Source organism: Altererythrobacter lutimaris (assembly GCF_013371495.1).
GTDB lineage: Bacteria > Pseudomonadota > Alphaproteobacteria > Sphingomonadales > Sphingomonadaceae > Erythrobacter > Erythrobacter lutimaris_A.
The window spans coordinates 1292082-1307088 of sequence record NZ_JABWTA010000001.1; the positions used below are offsets into that span (position 1 = coordinate 1292082).

Sequence of the window (15007 nt, forward strand, 5' to 3'; positions counted from 1 at the left end):
ATGCTTTTAGTGCTTGCAGAAGCAAAGCTCGGCGAAGGAACACTCGAAACTGCACGCGCAGCATTCGAACCAATGATCACCGCATCTAGAGCCGAAGATGGCTGCATATCCTACGCCTATGCACAGGACGTGCTCGATCCTTCAGTCCTTCACATCACTGAGAAATGGCAGGACGAGGAAGCGCTCGCGACACATTTCGCAACTCCGCACATGGCCGAATTTCAAGAAGCACTAGGCCAGCTCGACGTCACGATCACTGAACTCGCAAAATATCAGACGGATGGCGGTCAGCCATTGCGCTGACCAACCATCGTGACTTCTAACGGAAAGCGCGGATCCTGCCGTTGTCATCCAGGATATAAAGCGTGTCGTTTGCGACGACAGGAGGCAGGCTGACGCTCTCGTCAAGATCGCGGTAGAGCGTGGCAGAACCTTCGCCTGTGCTGATCTTGTAAAGCGCGCCGCGCGAGCTTGCGACCCAGAGATTTCCACCTGCGAGCACCGGACCGGTCCAGAAAATCGGACCCTGGCGATCTTTTTCGTCCTTGTAACGCTGGAGCTGTGCAATCCACCGTACCTTGCCACTCGAACGCGCAATTGCGAGCAGGCGCGCATCGTCAGTCAGCGTGAAAATCCACTCGCCTGCGATTGCAGGTGTCGAGATACCGGCGAGGTTAAGCTCCCAGATGCGCTGACCTGTGACGAGCTCGTACGCTGCCATACGCCCGCCCTGCCCCAGAGCGTAGACACGACCGGAATCGATGATTGGGTCTGCATCAATGTCCGTCAGCGAGCCAACTTCGGTCGAAATCGAGGTGCGTGCCAAGGCATCAGCCCAAAGGATACGGCCGTTCTCATAACGATAGGCCGAAAGCTCGCCAGAGGAGTAGCCCGCAAGGACCGTGCCCTGCCCCGCTGCTGGGGCTGCAACGCCGAACACACCGGCCTGCGTTGCTGAACCCGATTCCTGCCAGATCTGCGCGCCGGTGTTAGCATCAAGCGCAAAGATCTGGTTGTCCTGCGTCATCACAAAGATTTGACCGAACGCAATCGTGGGCGATCCGCGTAGCGGCCCAGCGGGTTGGACTTTCCATTCTTCCGCGCCGGTCTCAGCATTGAGAGCAATAACTTCGCCCACGCCGTTCGTCGCGTAGACGCGGCCATTGGCAATACTGGCACCACCGCCGAATGCCGAGTTCTCAAGCTTGCCTTCAAGCTGCATCCGATAGGTCCAGCGTCGCGTACCGTTTTGGGCATCGAGCGCATGAACCACGCCATTCGTATCCACGGCAACCAGCAATCCGCCGCCTATCACAGGAGACGCAGCGAGCCTGCGACGCTCGCTCGAACCGGCAATTTGCGCGCTCCACACCTGCGACGGATTATCAGCCAAAGCCAGGTGACCGTATGACTTGCCTGCATTTCCGCCCGCTTGCGCCCATTCCGCATTGGTTTGCGCTGGCGGCAAGACGACTGTGACGTTGGCAAGGTCAGGCGATACTTTCGCACCTGTTTCGATCCGCGAGAGGATCGGCATACGTTCCCCAATGGTCGGGGTCGTCTTCTTGTCGCCGCCACCAAACAGACCGCCGCCACAGCTGCCAAGCGTTGCGCTCGCCATTGCAAGGAGCGCTGCGTGAGCTACAAATTTGCGCGTATTCATCACTGTTTTCATAATCCCGTTATTGCATGCTTGCGGTCATTAAAGCGCCATTGACGCTATTCGAGACCGGCTCCTGCATCCCTCTCGCCAGAGCGCGTGATACCTTGCTCCTCCAGCAATTCATCTACATCTTCAATCGCATCGACACCCAACAGTCCCGCCAGCTGGCGCGCTCGTGCCCGCAAACTTTCTGGCACGTCTTCGGACTTCGAAATTTCACTTAGCAAGGTGCCGGCCTGCGCTTGATCGCCATTCTCCAGGTGAGCGAGCGCGACAAGCTCGCCAGCGCTGCCGAACCACGCATTGCCTGGGACAGCGAGCGGACCAAGCTTTGCGATTACATCGGACGGCTCACGCTCGTCGAAAGTCAACGCGACCTGCCGGACCAGCGCGAGATTGCGAAATGCCTCAGGCGCATCGCCATTCGCTGCGATTGTTCCGTAAATGGCCGCAGCTTCCGCACCTCGCCCTTGCTCGACGGCAATCGCGGCCTTCGTCATCTGAGCCAGCACGGCTGCGCCGCCTTCGCTGCTTTCTTCCAGCGTCGATGCGGCTGCGTCAGCCTCTGACAGATTACCGGCCTCATATTGGTCGAGGACAGCAATCAATTGCTCTGATTCCGCTTCCATCGCGGCTTCCTGTTGTCCCTGCCAGAAGAGATATCCGCCGAAACCTGCGAGTCCCAGCACAACAGCGCCGACAATCGGCACGCCAAAACGCTTGGCGAAATCCGCATAATCGTCTTGCCGGACGGCATCGTCGATTTCGCGCAGAAGAACTTCGTCCTCTGCTGCGATCTTATTCTGTTTGTCGTCGGCTTTGCCGCCGGTCTTCGATGGTGTGAGAGCCACTTTCGGGCGCTTCCCTTGCAATCTCAAATTCGTGTCAGGCGGCTTTAGTGAGGCTAAGGCCGCTCCGCAATGGCGCGTTGACCCTGTCCACCGACACTTGAACCGCCAATGAAGCCATTATTCAGCACGGCCGAGCTATTCAGGCTGTGATTTCCGCTTTCATGGCGCTCGCATAAAGGCGCCGATACCGGTCGAGCGCTTGCTCCGCGTTGTAATGTTTTTTTGCCTGTTCGCGATTTGCAGCCCCCAAGCGAACCCTTAACAAATCATCCTTCGTCACCGCGCTTAGCGCTTGGGTGATTGACTTCTCAGTCATGCCGGTAGCCACTTCGCGGCTAAACTCCTCGGGAAGAAGCGCCGCTATGCCACTGTTTTGGCTTGCCAGGACGGGCTTCTCCAATGCCATGGCTATCAGTGCATTGCGAACCTCATCGGATCCGTCAGTAAGAGCAATCCAGATATCGAAAAGCCCCATGACCTCAGCGGATGTCTGCTTGCTATCAACGGCATGAACCCGGTGAGACACATCCGCTTGGGCCGCTGCATCGGTGATCCCGTCAGCCTCTAGTCCATTTGTCAGAACCACCAGATGCCAACTGTCTGGCAGTTGTGCCAGTGACGCGATCAGTCCAGCGCGAGCAGCGACGTCAGCTGGAGTTGCGAGCTCACATCCGATCCAAAGCTCGCCTTCGCGCTTGATGATGCCGCGCAGCGCGTCAGCCTTCGGCCGCTTTGGCTTCGCCGGAATTTCGACGCCGGGCGCGAAATGCTTCACTCGGCCGATAGGCTGTTGCCAGTCGACCAAGGCCGCTTCCTCCAAACGTTCGGAAGGGACGACAAGCCCTGCCGCCTTGCCGAGCGCGACGCGGCGATACCAGCTGCGTTTTCTGCTCAATCGCTTTTCTTCGCCCGCGAGCGCAGTTTCGTGATGGATCAAAGGCGGCAATCCCAGCGCATCGCTGAACAATGTGTGCGCCATCGCGACATCAATCGCCCCCCAGCCGTAAGTCAGAACCAGGTCATAGGGTTTGATTGCATTGGCGAGCCGCAAGAGCCGCCCGGGAGTTGGTTTTCCTTCCAGCGACGGGAATTCCTGCGGAAACAGCAGTTTGAGCTTGTTGGTCATAACAGAAACCGAATGCCAATCTTCGTCCGAAACACCCACAAATTCATGATAGAGGTTCCGGCCCAACCGCGCCAAGCGATCTGGCAAGAGCTCCGCTGCAAGGGCTTCTCGTCCGCCCAAGCAATGCAGGATACGAAGGACTTTCTTGCTCATTTGGCTTCAGCGAGAAGAGCATCAATAGCCACGAGCGACTCTGGTTCGCTCAGAATGGGCGCATGACCGATGCGAGGCACTGTGACCTGTTTCATGGATGGAATGCGCCGCTGCATCTCTGCCAGCGTCTCACGCGTTAACAGGTCGCTCAATTCGCCGCGCAAGACCAGCAAGGGCGTGTTACCAAGCGCTTCAAAAGCAGGCCACATATCCGGTGGTGCGGCGTTGCCGGGTTCCTTGAATGGTTCTGCAATCGCCATGTCATAATCGAGCGCGATCCGGCCATTTGGGCCGACAATCATCGTGCGCTTGGCCATCTCCAGCCAGGTCTCAATGTCATATTCGGGAAAGCTGTCGCCATGCTCGTCCTTGAGAGCGCGCGCTGCATGCATCCAGGTCGGGAAACTGCGGCCTTGTCCCACATATCCAGCGATGCGATCAATTCCTGCGGGATCAACGACAGGCCCGATATCGTTGATTGCCGCCGCGGCAATCCGGCTCGCATCTTTTACTGCCATCAACATGGTCATGATGCCGCCCATCGAAGTTCCGATAGCGACAAACCGTTCGATCCCTTCCTGTTCCAGCAAAGCTTCTACATCTGCGACATAGACCGGCGGGGTATAGGTCGCGCTGTCCTTGGCATAATCGCTAAGCCCTCGCCCGCGCATCTCCGGCACGAGCACGCGATGCCGTTCACATATGTGTTCTGCCAATGGCGCGAAATCGCGCGAGTTGCGGGTTAGGCCATGCAAGCAGAGCACCGGCAACGTATCTTCAGGCCCAGCATAATCACGGAAATGCAGGTTCAAACCATCGGAGCTGGTCCAGCTCCGGTCGCGATACGGCAAGTCGGTCAATTCAAAAGCGCTTTCGTGTCCAGATCGGCTCGCGCAGCTTGCGCCCGCCCTTGTGAAGTCCCACTATTGCCAGATGAACGGTGAACCGCAACCTGCCACAAGCGCGATTGCGCCAAATCCACATTATCGCGCCGATCCCGCTTTGCTCTCGCTGGCAGAATGGCTTGGCGATCCGGCAAAACCTGCAGACTTCCCGGCAGCGACTGTTCGCTTTCGCAACGATCTGGCAGCGTCAAGTGTTGGCCTGGATAAGCTCAGCGATGAGGAGTGGATTCGCCATTTCGCGCGGTTTGAGCCACTGCCCGAGAATATCCCCCAGCCCTTGGCGCTCAAGTATCACGGGCATCAGTTTCGCGTTTACAATCCGGAGATCGGAGACGGGCGCGGTTTCCTGTTCGCGCAGGTGCGCGAAGGCGGATCAGATGATGGTCGTTTGCTGGACCTTGGTACCAAAGGGTCTGGCACAACGCCCTATAGCCGCACCGCCGACGGACGTCTGACGCTCAAAGGCGGTGTTCGCGAAATCCTCGCAACGGAAATGCTCGAGGCGCTTGGCGTCAACACTTCCAAGACCTTCTCCATCATCGAGACCGGTGAGAAGCTCTATCGCAATGACGAGCCCTCACCTGCGCGTTCTTCCGTTATGGTCAGGCTTAGCCATTCGCATATTCGCATCGGCACCTTCCAGCGCTTGCTCGCGATGGAACAGCAGGACGAGATGGAGCAGCTGGTTTCCTATTGCCTCACGCATTTCCCCGGTCCGATTCCGCCAGAGGACGCGCCTGATCGCGAGAATCCAGCGGTCATACTTCTCCATCAGGTGGTAGAACGACTGGCCGATCTCGCGGCAAGCTATATGGTCGCGGGGTTTGTCCATGGCGTGCTAAACACAGACAATATGAACATAACGGGCGAAAGCTTTGATTACGGTCCGTGGCGCTTTCTGCCGACTTGGGACCCGGGCTTTACAGCTGCCTATTTTGATCAAGGCGGGCTCTATGCTTTTGGTCGCCAACCTGAAGCGCTACATTGGAATTGCGGCCAGCTTGCTGTCGCCTTGCGCATGCTGGCGGATAGCGAGCCGCTGCTGAATGCGATGAACCGGTTCGGTCCGCTTTACATGGCAGCTGTCGGGCGGCGGTGGTGTTGGCGTTTGGGCATTGAATCGCGCGACGAAGCAAGTAACGCGACGCTTGTTGCAGCTTGCGAGAAGGCATTGCGCGAAGACGGCTGGCAGCCTGACGGGTTCTTCCACCAGCACCGAGGTGGTCGGAATGCGTCGGGTGAATTGGCGGAAGCATTTGCCGGCTTCGTGCCTAAGGCTTCCGATCACCACTATTGGTCAGAAACGGACGTGCAATCGATGCTGATCGACGAAGTTGAAACCATCTGGGACGCGATTGCACAAAACGATGATTGGTCGCTGCTTGAGGACAAGATTGCAGCGATCCGCAGAATGGGCCAGGCGCATGGCACTCAACCTGCGCCAGCCGGCCACGGCACCTGCGGTTGAGGCCTGTTCAGTCATCTACGTAAGTTCCGTAAACATCTTTTCTTTTTGACCTTTGCGCCCTAACGCAGCTTACAGAGAAAAGCGTGACCATCGCGGCTTGAACGAGAGGTGGCCGAGGTGAAATCAAGAACAGCGGGGGATTGACGATCACAAAGCTTGTTTCGCACGAACCCGCGACGGGCAAACAGATGTGGGAAGGCAGCGTCAGCGATATCGACGCTTGTGCCAAGCGCGCTCGACGTGCCTGGCCCAAATGGGCTGCGAAATCTCTTACAGATCGCATTGAAGCTGTCCGCCGGTTTGCCAATGAAGTTCGTGATTGCGCTGACGAATTTGCAAAGCTGATTTCGCGCGAAACGGGCAAGCCCTTGTGGGAATCGCGTACAGAAGTCGACGCAGTTATTGGCAAGGTCGAAATCTCGATCACCGCTTATGCCGAACGCACCGGCAAGAAGAAGCTTGATAGCGCCGCACAAGGTACGGCTGCAGTGCGGCACAAGCCGCATGGGGTTATGGCAGTCCTCGGCCCCTATAACTTCCCCGCTCATCTGGCGAACGGTCACATTATCCCTGCGCTCATTGCAGGCAATACGATCATCTTCAAGCCGAGCGAGAAGACCCCGGCGGTCGGCGAGTTTCTTGTCGCCTGCTATCACAAAGCCGGAATTCCCGAGGATGTAGTCCAACTCGCTTTGGGCGAAGTTGAAGAAGGCAAAGCCCTCGTTGCGCATCGCGAAGTTGATGGCGTTCTCTTCACCGGATCTGTGCAGGCAGGCATCGCGATAAACCGAGCGCTGGCCAAAAACCCGGGCAAACTCGTCGCGCTTGAAATGGGCGGCAACAATCCGCTTGTCGTGCTCGATACACCGCGGCTTGAAGATGCAGCGGCATTGATCGTGCAGTCAGCTTTCACAACCGCGGGTCAGCGCTGTACGGCTGCGCGGCGACTGATTGTTCTGGAAAGCGTATTCGAGCCGCTGATGGAAGTGCTTTTGCCAACGGTGCGTCGCATCATCGTCGATCAGCCATTTGCTGACCCTGCGCCCTTCATGGGGCCAGTGATCGATAACCAGACCGCTCAAAAACTGGCCGAGAGTTTCCTTTTCCTTATGACGGAAGGTGGCAAGCCCCTCGAACACCTGCGCCGCCCTGATGACACAAAGCCATTTCTGACACCGGGATTGATTGACGTCACGGACATGAAGAACCGTCCGGATGTCGAATTGTTCGGTCCTTTGCTTCAAGTCATTCGTGTTCCGGATTTCGACGAAGCAATCAAAGAAGCAAACAACACGCGCTTTGGTCTATCGGCCTCGCTGATCGGAGGAGACGCGCAGGATTACAACCGGTTCTGGGCAAACACACGAGCTGGCATTATCAACTGGAACCGCCCGACAAACGGTGCGTCTTCTGCTGCTCCATTTGGCGGTGTCGGGCTGTCGGGCAATCACCGGCCTGCAGCATTCTATGCGGCGGATTACTGTGCCTATCCAGTCGCTAGCACTGAGATGGAAGAACCTAAGGCAACATTGGGCATCGGCCTCGCCGAGACAGTGTAGTCCGCAATGCAAAAGGCGCCCCTTGCCTTGCGGTCAAGGAGCGCCTCCACAGCCCCCACAAGTGAGACCTGTGCCCTGAGCCATTGGTGGGATGGCTCAAGCTTGTGTGTTTGGTGAGGAGGCGCGCTCGCTGAACTACGCCTCCGTCCGTCGCGCTTAGCGGCAGCGCGAGTTGCTGCGATCAATGGCTCGGCCGAGGATTGCACCGCCGGCTGCGCCCAGGATTGCACCTAACGTGCGGTCTCCACGACCCGCCAATTCATTCCCGGCAAGAGCGCCAACACCTGCTCCAATCAAGAGGCCGGTCGTGCCGTTTTCCTTGCGGCAATAGTACCGGCCGTCGCGCCCGCGCCAAACGCGTGTGTCGCGATACACGCGTTCGCCGTCATAACGCCCCCGACGATCATAGTAATAATCGTCATCGTAATGGCGATGCTTCCACTTCTTGCGCTTATGCTCATAGGTCATGTCACCAAGCATAGTGACAGCGCTCGTAGCGGTTTGCGGAGTTTCGAATTCTGCTGCGGCTGCTGGCGCAGTGAATGAAAGTGTCGCGGTTGCTCCAAAGGCAAGAGCGATCGATTTTGCTTTGCTGAAAGGCATGATCTTGGTCCTTCTTCACTCAATCAGCGGATCGGGGAATACCTCCGCTTCATCAGTTCGTTCAGTTATAAGGTCCACAATCTGAACAATATGCAACGGTGCGTACAGATTTGTTCAGGTTCGGCCAGTTGTGCATGAATAGCTGACGAATTGAGTGATTGACCGCAAATGCTCCGCGCCCTAGCGCGCTTGCGATGGACGAGATGGACAATGCAGGCCTCAACTCAAGCGGACTCGTGGCTGCATTCGGCGCCTATCTCTTGTGGGGGTTCCTGCCACTCTACCTGATTCTCGTGCGCGAAGTTCCGCCATTTGAGTTTGTCGGCTGGCGCATCATCTGGACAATTCCGGTCTGCCTTTTGCTGATCCTGGTGCGCAATCAATGGGCGCAAGTGAGAGCAGCCATTGCAGATCGTCGCACGCTTGGCTGGCTGTTTGTGAGTGCTGCTCTGATTGGAGCGAACTGGCTCATCTACATCTGGGCTATCCAGTCCAACTATGTCTACGCTGCCAGCATGGGTTACTATCTGAACCCGATGCTCAACGTTCTGCTCGGTACTGTATTCCTTGCTGAAAAGCTTTCGCGCAGACAGTGGATCGCTGTCGCCATCGCAACCGCTTCCATTGGATCGCTTCTATTCGGCGCTCTATCGACGCTCTGGATCACTTTGTCTCTGGCCGGCACTTTCGGGTTCTACGGTCTGGTTCGCAAGCAGACACCGGTTGGCGCTGTGCCAGGTCTTGCCATTGAATCGATCCTGTTGTTAGTCCCGTCCTTTGCGATCGTCTGGTGGTATGCGCAGACTCCGGCGGGGCCGTCATTCGGTCAGGAGCTCGAGCTGAGCCTGCTGATTGTTCTGGGCGGTGTCGTCACTGCAACGCCGCTTTTGCTGTTCGCCATTGCTGCGCGCAAGCTGCCTTATTCGACGCTGGGCTTCATCCAGTTCCTGGCCCCGACCATCGTGTTCATTCTCGGCCTGACCATATTCGACGAGAAGCTGGACAAAGCAGAGCTCGGCGCTTTCATCTTGATCTGGATCGCGATTGCGATCTTTGTGAGCGACCTGTTTGCAAAGCGGCCTGCAAAGGCGGGTGCCTAGTCGACCATTCGCCAATTCAAAGTCTCGCCTGAATGGAATGGGACCATCTCTTCACCTGCGGCCGTCAGCATATCCGGCACCTGATGCGGCGCACGCTTGAGAGTGATGAATGTGTCATTCACAGGCAGCTTGTAGAAAGCGGGGCCATGGAGCGAAGCAAAGCCTTCAAAATGCTCCAGCGCGCCTTCCTCCTCGAACACCGCAAGATAGCTCTCGAGCGCGAACGGCGCGTTGAAAATGCCTGCGCAGCCGCAAGCACTTTCCTTCGCATGTCGCGCATGAGGTGCGCTGTCGGTTCCAAGGAAAAACTTCGGATTGCCCGAGGTCGCCGCTTTACGCAGAGCCAGCCGGTGTCGCTCGCGCTTGGCGACAGGGAGGCAATAGGCGTGCGGTCTGATCCCGCCCACAAGCATCGCATTGCGGTTGATGTGGAGATGTTGCGGCGTAATCGTCGCGGCGACATTCGACCCGCATTCGAGAACAAAGTCGACCGCATCGCTTGTGGTGATGTGCTCGAACACAACGCGCAACCTAGGGAAGTCGCGGACAATCTCGCGCAGGTGCCGTTCGATAAATTCCGATTCTCGGTCGAAAATGTCGATCTCGCCCTCGGTCACTTCACCATGGATGCAAAGGACAATGTCCTCGGCTTCCATGCGGGCGAACACCGGGGCGAGCTTGGCAATGTCCGACACTCCATGTGCTGAATTCGTGGTCGCATTAGCGGGGTAAAGCTTGGCCGCGGTAAACACGCCTTCAGCAGCTCCGCGCGCCAGATCTTCGGGATCTGTGTCGTCAGTCAGGTAGCACGTCATGAGCGGCGTGAAATCTACGCCGTCCGGTACAGCCGCCATGATCCGCTCCTGATAGGCTGCAGCACACGCTGTGTCAGTCACCGGCGGCGTGAGGTTTGGCATGACAATCGCGCGCGCGAACTGACGCGCCGTGTAAGGCACAACATCACGCATCATATCTCCGTCGCGGAAATGCAGGTGCCAGTCGTCCGGGCGGCGAATTGTCAGAGTGTCTGCCATAGCTTGCGCGATAGTCGCGTGCGCGAAGACTTTCCAGTCCTACGATTGGGCATTAGGCGCATCTTTCATGGCACGAATCGGATTTCTCGCATGCAATGGAACGCTCGCAGGTTCAGAGCGACGCCGCGCTGACGCATACGAACATGATCTGTCTGTCGCAGCGATAGAGCCGGCAGTTTTGAGCGCTGGGCACGAGTTTTGCGTGATAGATTGGGAAGCACCGTTGGAGGCATTTTCCGGACTCGACTTGGTCCTGCTGGGCACTGTCTGGAATTACCAGGACAAGGAAACCGCGTTCCTCGGGCGGCTTGACGAGCTCGACACTCAAGGCGTGATCATCTGCAATCCGCCAGAGGTTGTGCGATGGAATATCGACAAACGCTATCTAGCCGAAATGGCAGATCGAGGCGTACCGACGGTCCCCACGCACTGGGTCGACAATGCGAAGGCTGACGATATCCGCCAGGCACAACGCCATTTCAGCAGTGATCGGATTGTCGCAAAACGCCAGATCGGTGCGGGCGCTGAAGGCCAATTCCTGTTCGGCGGCGACAATCCAATACCGGAAGGTTGGAAAGCCGAACGTCCAATGATGCTCCAACCCTTTCTTCCATCGATCCAGAGTGAAGGCGAGTATTCCTTCATCTTCATCGATGGCGAGCCGAGCCATGTCCTCAACAAACGCGCGGCTTCTGGAGAGTACCGAATCCAGTCACTCTATGGAGGTACCGAGATCGCCGCCTCGCCAGCTGCGAAAGATTTCGCCTCAGCACAGCATGCCTTTGACAGGATACCGTTTGACGCGCCGCTTTATGCCCGTATCGACATGGTACGCGGAGAAGATGGGAAATTGCTGCTGATGGAAGCCGAGCTGATCGAACCGTATCTGTATCCAGAGCAAGGTCCGGAGCTGGGGCCTCGCCTTGCCCATGGCATTGTTAAGCGCCTTGAAGCGCGTCAGCCCGCCACTACTTAAGAACAATGACCGCGACGCACCTTTCCAACCGCTCTGTGATCCGGCTTTCAGCTCGCGAGTCGAGCGAAGACATTGCTTCATTTCTGCAAGGGCTAGTCACCAATGATGTGACCGGCGATCTGCCCGTCTACGCTGCGCTATTGAGCGCGCAGGGCAAAGCCATGTTTGACTTTCTGGTCTGGTCCGATCCTTCGACAGGCTCAGGACGAGCGGGTGATCTGCTCCTCGATTGCGAAGCGGGTGTCGCGGCAGACTTAGCTAAGCGCCTGTCACTCTATCGCCTGCGCCGCGCAATCGACATCGCCATTGATGAGTCCCTTTCCATGCATTGGTCGCTTGAAGAGCACCCCGGCGCTTCTCCTGATCCGCGCCTAGCAGAGCTGGGCTATCGCTGGATTGCGCCAAAGGATGATAACGAAGCTGCCAATGAGGCGTGGCTCGCACACCGCCTCTCGCTTGGTGTTCCGGAAGGTCAGGCCGAGCTTGGCGAGATTCTCTGGCTTGAGACCAACGCGATCGAGCTGAACGGCGTGAGCTTCGACAAGGGCTGCTATGTCGGTCAGGAAAACACAGCGCGCATGAATTGGCGACAAAAGGTCAATCGCCGGCTGGTCGTCGTCCCACTTTCCGCCTCCCAAGATAAGCGCCGCAAAGTTGCCTATGATGACTTAGGGTTGGCAGTCGATCACTTGCGGGTAGACGACATTGATCGCGAGGCCCTACCCGATTGGCAGAAGCACGCGCTCGCTACGCCTGATTGAAAGCCGCAAGCGATCCTTCGAGCATAAGCTCAGCCCGGTCTCGCGCCGCGGTTTCAGGCAATCCAAGCGAACGTGCGAGCGCGGACCCGATCAATGCATCGCCCATCGCCATAAGGACCAGCGCAAGCGTGACTTCATGGACATGCGTGACAGTACCGTGTGCAGCGGCCTCATCAGGGGCGATCTCGTCCACAAGCTGATGGATTGTCTCCACAATTGGGCTCAGCGCATCTTCATTGCCGGTGAGGATCATCCAGCTCGCAAGCGCCCCTGCGCCTTCCTTGTCGAATGCATCGAAGGCGAGGTCCACGACTTCGCGAGGGTTTCCCAGCCCTGCCCTGCTCGCTTCCACCGCTTGCTTGATCGTCTCGCACACGGTTTCGCACAGATGTCGCGCGAGCTCTTTCTGGAGGCCAGCAGCAGAGCCAAAGTGGTGGAGCAGGTTGGCATGCGTACGGCCGACACGCGCTGACACAGCTTTCAATGTGACCGCTTGGGGCCCCGCTTCGATCAGCAGGGCGCGCGCCGCTTCCAAAGCGGTCTGGCGCGATTCTTCAGGAGATAGTCGTTTGCGACTCGCCATGTCTGTTCTTTTCCACTCCCGGTCCGCGAGAGCCTATCTCGCCGGTTAGTTGATAAAGGGCATGCAGGAGCAGGACAAGTCAACCAGCGGCTCAACACACTATTGACAGGAGTGTTAGTAAGCGTTACTGACATTGATGTAAGTTATTCCCGCTGGAGCCACTATACCATGAATGCCCCCACTTCTTTCGATCTTGAAGCACAGAGAAAAGGCCCCACGCCTGATGATCTTGAGATCACTGTTCGCGACGAACGCTTTGCCCGCGGCATCAAGGCGCGCCGCTGGTGGCTCAATGGCGATCCGGTTGCGACGGCATGGATGAATGCATTGTCCGCGACATTCCCGCGCGGTGAGGCTTTTTTCATCGAATCGGTCAAGGCCTTCCGCGATGGTGCCGATCCCAAGCTCACCGCAGAGATCCGCGCGTTCGTGAAGCAGGAAATCAACCACACGCGCGAACATGTCGCCTTCAACCGCATGGCTTCTGACGCGGGCTATGACATTGCCGCAATCGACAAGCGCGTCGAAGAGATGCTGGCTGAACTCAAGGATCGCCCGCAAATCCTGAACCTCGCCGCAACCATGGCGCTTGAGCATTTCACCGCCATGCTCGGGCATGAGCTGCTCAAGAAACCCAAATATCTCGAAGGCGCTGATGGCGATCTGGGCGACCTTTGGCGCTGGCATTCCGCTGAGGAAATCGAGCACAAAGGCGTTGCCTACGACACCTGGCTGCACGCGACCCGCGGCTGGAGCCGCTACAAACGCTGGAAAGTGAAGAGCCTGATGATGCTGCTCGTCACGGTGCGCTTCATCAAGCACCGAAGCGAAGACACGATGGATCTGCTTCGCCAAGACGGTTTGACAGGCTGGAAATGGCGCATGGCGCTCGCAAAATATCTGCTTGTCAGTCCAGGCTTCCTCAGCCGCATCATCCCCGGCTGGCTTGCTTACTTCATGCCCGGTTTCCACCCCTGGAATGAAGATGATCGCGAACTGATCCAACTTTACGAAGGTGATTTCGAAGACGCGCTGATGCAGCCTGCTGAATAGCCAAGCACACAAGACTGATAATCAAAAAGCCCCGGCTCCGCGCAGGAACCGGGGCTTCTCTTTGTGCCGCCTTGGTTCGGGGGGAGGGTTTGGCGACACAGGGAAACCTGGTGACTTAGCCCTCAGGCAGCTCGCGCAACCGTAGCGCTATCACCGCTCTCATCATGTCCAGCCAAATCGATAACATAGCGCAGCGAGGAGACTTCACCTCCGCGCGCGAGCGAAAATTGCGCGCGCCGCTCGCCAGTGGGGCGGAGGCCAACCTTGCGCAACACGCGGCCCGATGCAGGGTTATCCGTAAAGTGACCTGCCTCAATACGCTTGATCCCAAGCGTACGTGCCACTTCGAGGATACCGCGAACCGCTTCGGTTGCAATGCCCTGCCCCCAATGACTCCGGGCGATCCAGTAGCCGAGCTCGACGCCGTTCTCCTCGCCGTCATCATGGCAATTGAGGCCGACCATCCCGACCAGCTGCGATCCATCGTCACCCGGCATCGTGATAACGAAGCGGGGCAAAGCATCGGGCGCGGGTCGAGAGAGAAATTCGCGCGCGTCTTTCAGCGTATAGGGCCATGGCGCACGGGCGAGATTGCAGACCACTTCGCGCTCGCCAATACCGGCGAAAATCGCTTCTGCATCTTCTGGCCATGCGGGCCGCAACAACAACCGCTGTGTAACGTGAAACATCGAACTTCTCCCAAAGGGTCGACGCGCTGGGGTCCTAATCCAGCCGCGTGACAATTGCGTGATGGCGAAGGGAATTTCCGCCGAGCTGAGTTTTCAGAGGGAGAAACGACAAGAGGGAGACGGGTTGGCCCCATCTCCCTCTTGGTGTGTCGGTGGAAATTCCGACTAGGACCGTCCCGCTTGGACGATCCTGTTATTGAACCGTCCGGTTATTCAGCTGCCTCGGCAAGCATGTCCACTGAGACATATTTGCGGCCGAGTTTGCCTTTGTGGAATCGCACCACGCCGTCTTGCAGCGCGAACAGCGTGTGGTCCTTGCCCATGCCCACATTCGAGCCCGGGTAGAACTTCGTGCCGCGCTGACGCACGATAATGTTGCCAGCGATTACACCTTCGCTGCCGAACTTTTTCACACCGAGGCGACGACCGGCTGAGTCGCGACCGTTGCGTGATGAGCCACCTGCTTTTTTATGTGCCATGGTC

General features: G+C 57.6%; 16 protein-coding genes. 7 read left to right on the forward strand and 9 right to left on the reverse strand.

Going from position 1 to position 15007, the window contains the following annotated elements; genetic code table 11:
• Entirely contained in the window at positions 1-303 is a 303-nt protein-coding gene (locus HUO12_RS06240; protein WP_176272765.1) for a putative quinol monooxygenase, read from the forward strand.
• A gap of 16 nt (positions 304-319) precedes the next feature.
• Here HUO12_RS06240 and HUO12_RS06245 read toward each other — a convergent pair whose 3' ends face one another.
• From HUO12_RS06245 to HUO12_RS06260, 4 genes are all read right to left on the reverse strand, one after another.
• On the reverse strand, positions 320-1663 hold the full coding sequence (locus HUO12_RS06245) for an outer membrane protein assembly factor BamB family protein (protein ID WP_332310377.1): 1344 nt from the start codon (positions 1661-1663) through the stop codon (positions 320-322).
• A gap of 56 nt (positions 1664-1719) precedes the next feature.
• A complete protein-coding gene (locus tag HUO12_RS06250; protein WP_176272767.1) occupies positions 1720-2514 on the reverse strand; it encodes a tetratricopeptide repeat protein in 795 nt (264 codons plus the stop codon).
• A gap of 139 nt (positions 2515-2653) precedes the next feature.
• On the reverse strand, positions 2654-3793 hold the full coding sequence (locus tag HUO12_RS06255; RefSeq protein ID WP_176272768.1) for a glycosyltransferase family 4 protein: 1140 nt from the start codon (positions 3791-3793) through the stop codon (positions 2654-2656).
• Positions 3790-4653 carry an alpha/beta fold hydrolase gene (locus HUO12_RS06260; RefSeq protein ID WP_176272769.1) on the reverse strand — a complete coding sequence of 288 codons (864 nt, stop codon included), beginning with the start codon at positions 4651-4653 and terminating at the stop codon, positions 3790-3792. Before HUO12_RS06260 ends, HUO12_RS06255 begins: the two co-directional genes overlap by 4 nt.
• 73 nt (positions 4654-4726) lie before the next feature.
• Between HUO12_RS06260 and HUO12_RS06265 the strand changes: the two genes are divergently transcribed.
• Both HUO12_RS06265 and astD read left to right on the forward strand, forming a co-directional pair.
• Positions 4727-6166 carry a protein adenylyltransferase SelO family protein gene (locus tag HUO12_RS06265; protein ID WP_176272770.1) on the forward strand — a complete coding sequence of 480 codons (1440 nt, stop codon included), beginning with the start codon at positions 4727-4729 and terminating at the stop codon, positions 6164-6166.
• Positions 6167-6306: 140 nt separating this feature from the next.
• Positions 6307-7725 carry a succinylglutamate-semialdehyde dehydrogenase gene (gene astD, locus HUO12_RS06270; RefSeq protein WP_176272771.1) on the forward strand — a complete coding sequence of 473 codons (1419 nt, stop codon included), beginning with the start codon at positions 6307-6309 and terminating at the stop codon, positions 7723-7725.
• Between the two features lie 156 nt (positions 7726-7881).
• On the opposite strand, the gene HUO12_RS06275 is transcribed toward astD, so the two are convergent.
• Positions 7882-8328, reverse strand: a complete 447-nt coding sequence (locus HUO12_RS06275; protein ID WP_176272772.1) for a glycine zipper 2TM domain-containing protein — start codon at positions 8326-8328, stop codon at positions 7882-7884.
• Between the two features lie 194 nt (positions 8329-8522).
• Here HUO12_RS06275 and rarD point away from each other — a divergent pair, with 194 nt between their 5' ends.
• A complete protein-coding gene (rarD, locus tag HUO12_RS06280) occupies positions 8523-9428 on the forward strand; it encodes an EamA family transporter RarD (protein WP_232367320.1) in 906 nt (301 codons plus the stop codon).
• Here the strand turns inward: rarD and pyrC are convergent.
• The gene (pyrC, locus tag HUO12_RS06285; protein WP_176272773.1) at positions 9425-10462 is read right to left on the reverse strand and encodes a dihydroorotase; all 1038 of its coding nucleotides are present in this window, start codon (positions 10460-10462) and stop codon (positions 9425-9427) included. The genes rarD and pyrC overlap by 4 nt on opposite strands.
• A 67-nt stretch (positions 10463-10529) precedes the next feature.
• On the opposite strand from pyrC, the gene HUO12_RS06290 reads away from it, so the two are divergent.
• Both HUO12_RS06290 and ygfZ read left to right on the forward strand, forming a co-directional pair.
• Positions 10530-11438 carry an ATP-grasp domain-containing protein gene (locus HUO12_RS06290; protein WP_176272774.1) on the forward strand — a complete coding sequence of 303 codons (909 nt, stop codon included), beginning with the start codon at positions 10530-10532 and terminating at the stop codon, positions 11436-11438.
• 5 nt (positions 11439-11443) lie between these two features.
• A complete protein-coding gene (ygfZ, locus tag HUO12_RS06295; protein ID WP_176272775.1) occupies positions 11444-12199 on the forward strand; it encodes a CAF17-like 4Fe-4S cluster assembly/insertion protein YgfZ in 756 nt (251 codons plus the stop codon).
• On the opposite strand, the gene HUO12_RS06300 is transcribed toward ygfZ, so the two are convergent.
• Complete coding sequence (locus tag HUO12_RS06300; RefSeq protein ID WP_176272776.1) at positions 12186-12782, reverse strand: TetR/AcrR family transcriptional regulator; 597 nt, start codon at positions 12780-12782, stop codon at positions 12186-12188. The genes ygfZ and HUO12_RS06300 overlap by 14 nt on opposite strands.
• A gap of 168 nt (positions 12783-12950) precedes the next feature.
• On the opposite strand from HUO12_RS06300, the gene HUO12_RS06305 reads away from it, so the two are divergent.
• Positions 12951-13835, forward strand: a complete 885-nt coding sequence (locus HUO12_RS06305; RefSeq protein ID WP_176272777.1) for a metal-dependent hydrolase — start codon at positions 12951-12953, stop codon at positions 13833-13835.
• A 122-nt stretch (positions 13836-13957) separates the two neighbouring features.
• On the opposite strand, the gene HUO12_RS06310 is transcribed toward HUO12_RS06305, so the two are convergent.
• Positions 13958-14524, reverse strand: a complete 567-nt coding sequence (locus HUO12_RS06310) for a GNAT family N-acetyltransferase (RefSeq protein ID WP_176272778.1) — start codon at positions 14522-14524, stop codon at positions 13958-13960.
• A 209-nt stretch (positions 14525-14733) separates the two neighbouring features.
• On the reverse strand, positions 14734-15003 hold the full coding sequence (gene rpmA, locus HUO12_RS06315) for a 50S ribosomal protein L27 (RefSeq protein WP_176272779.1): 270 nt from the start codon (positions 15001-15003) through the stop codon (positions 14734-14736).
• Positions 15004-15007 lie beyond the last annotated feature (4 nt).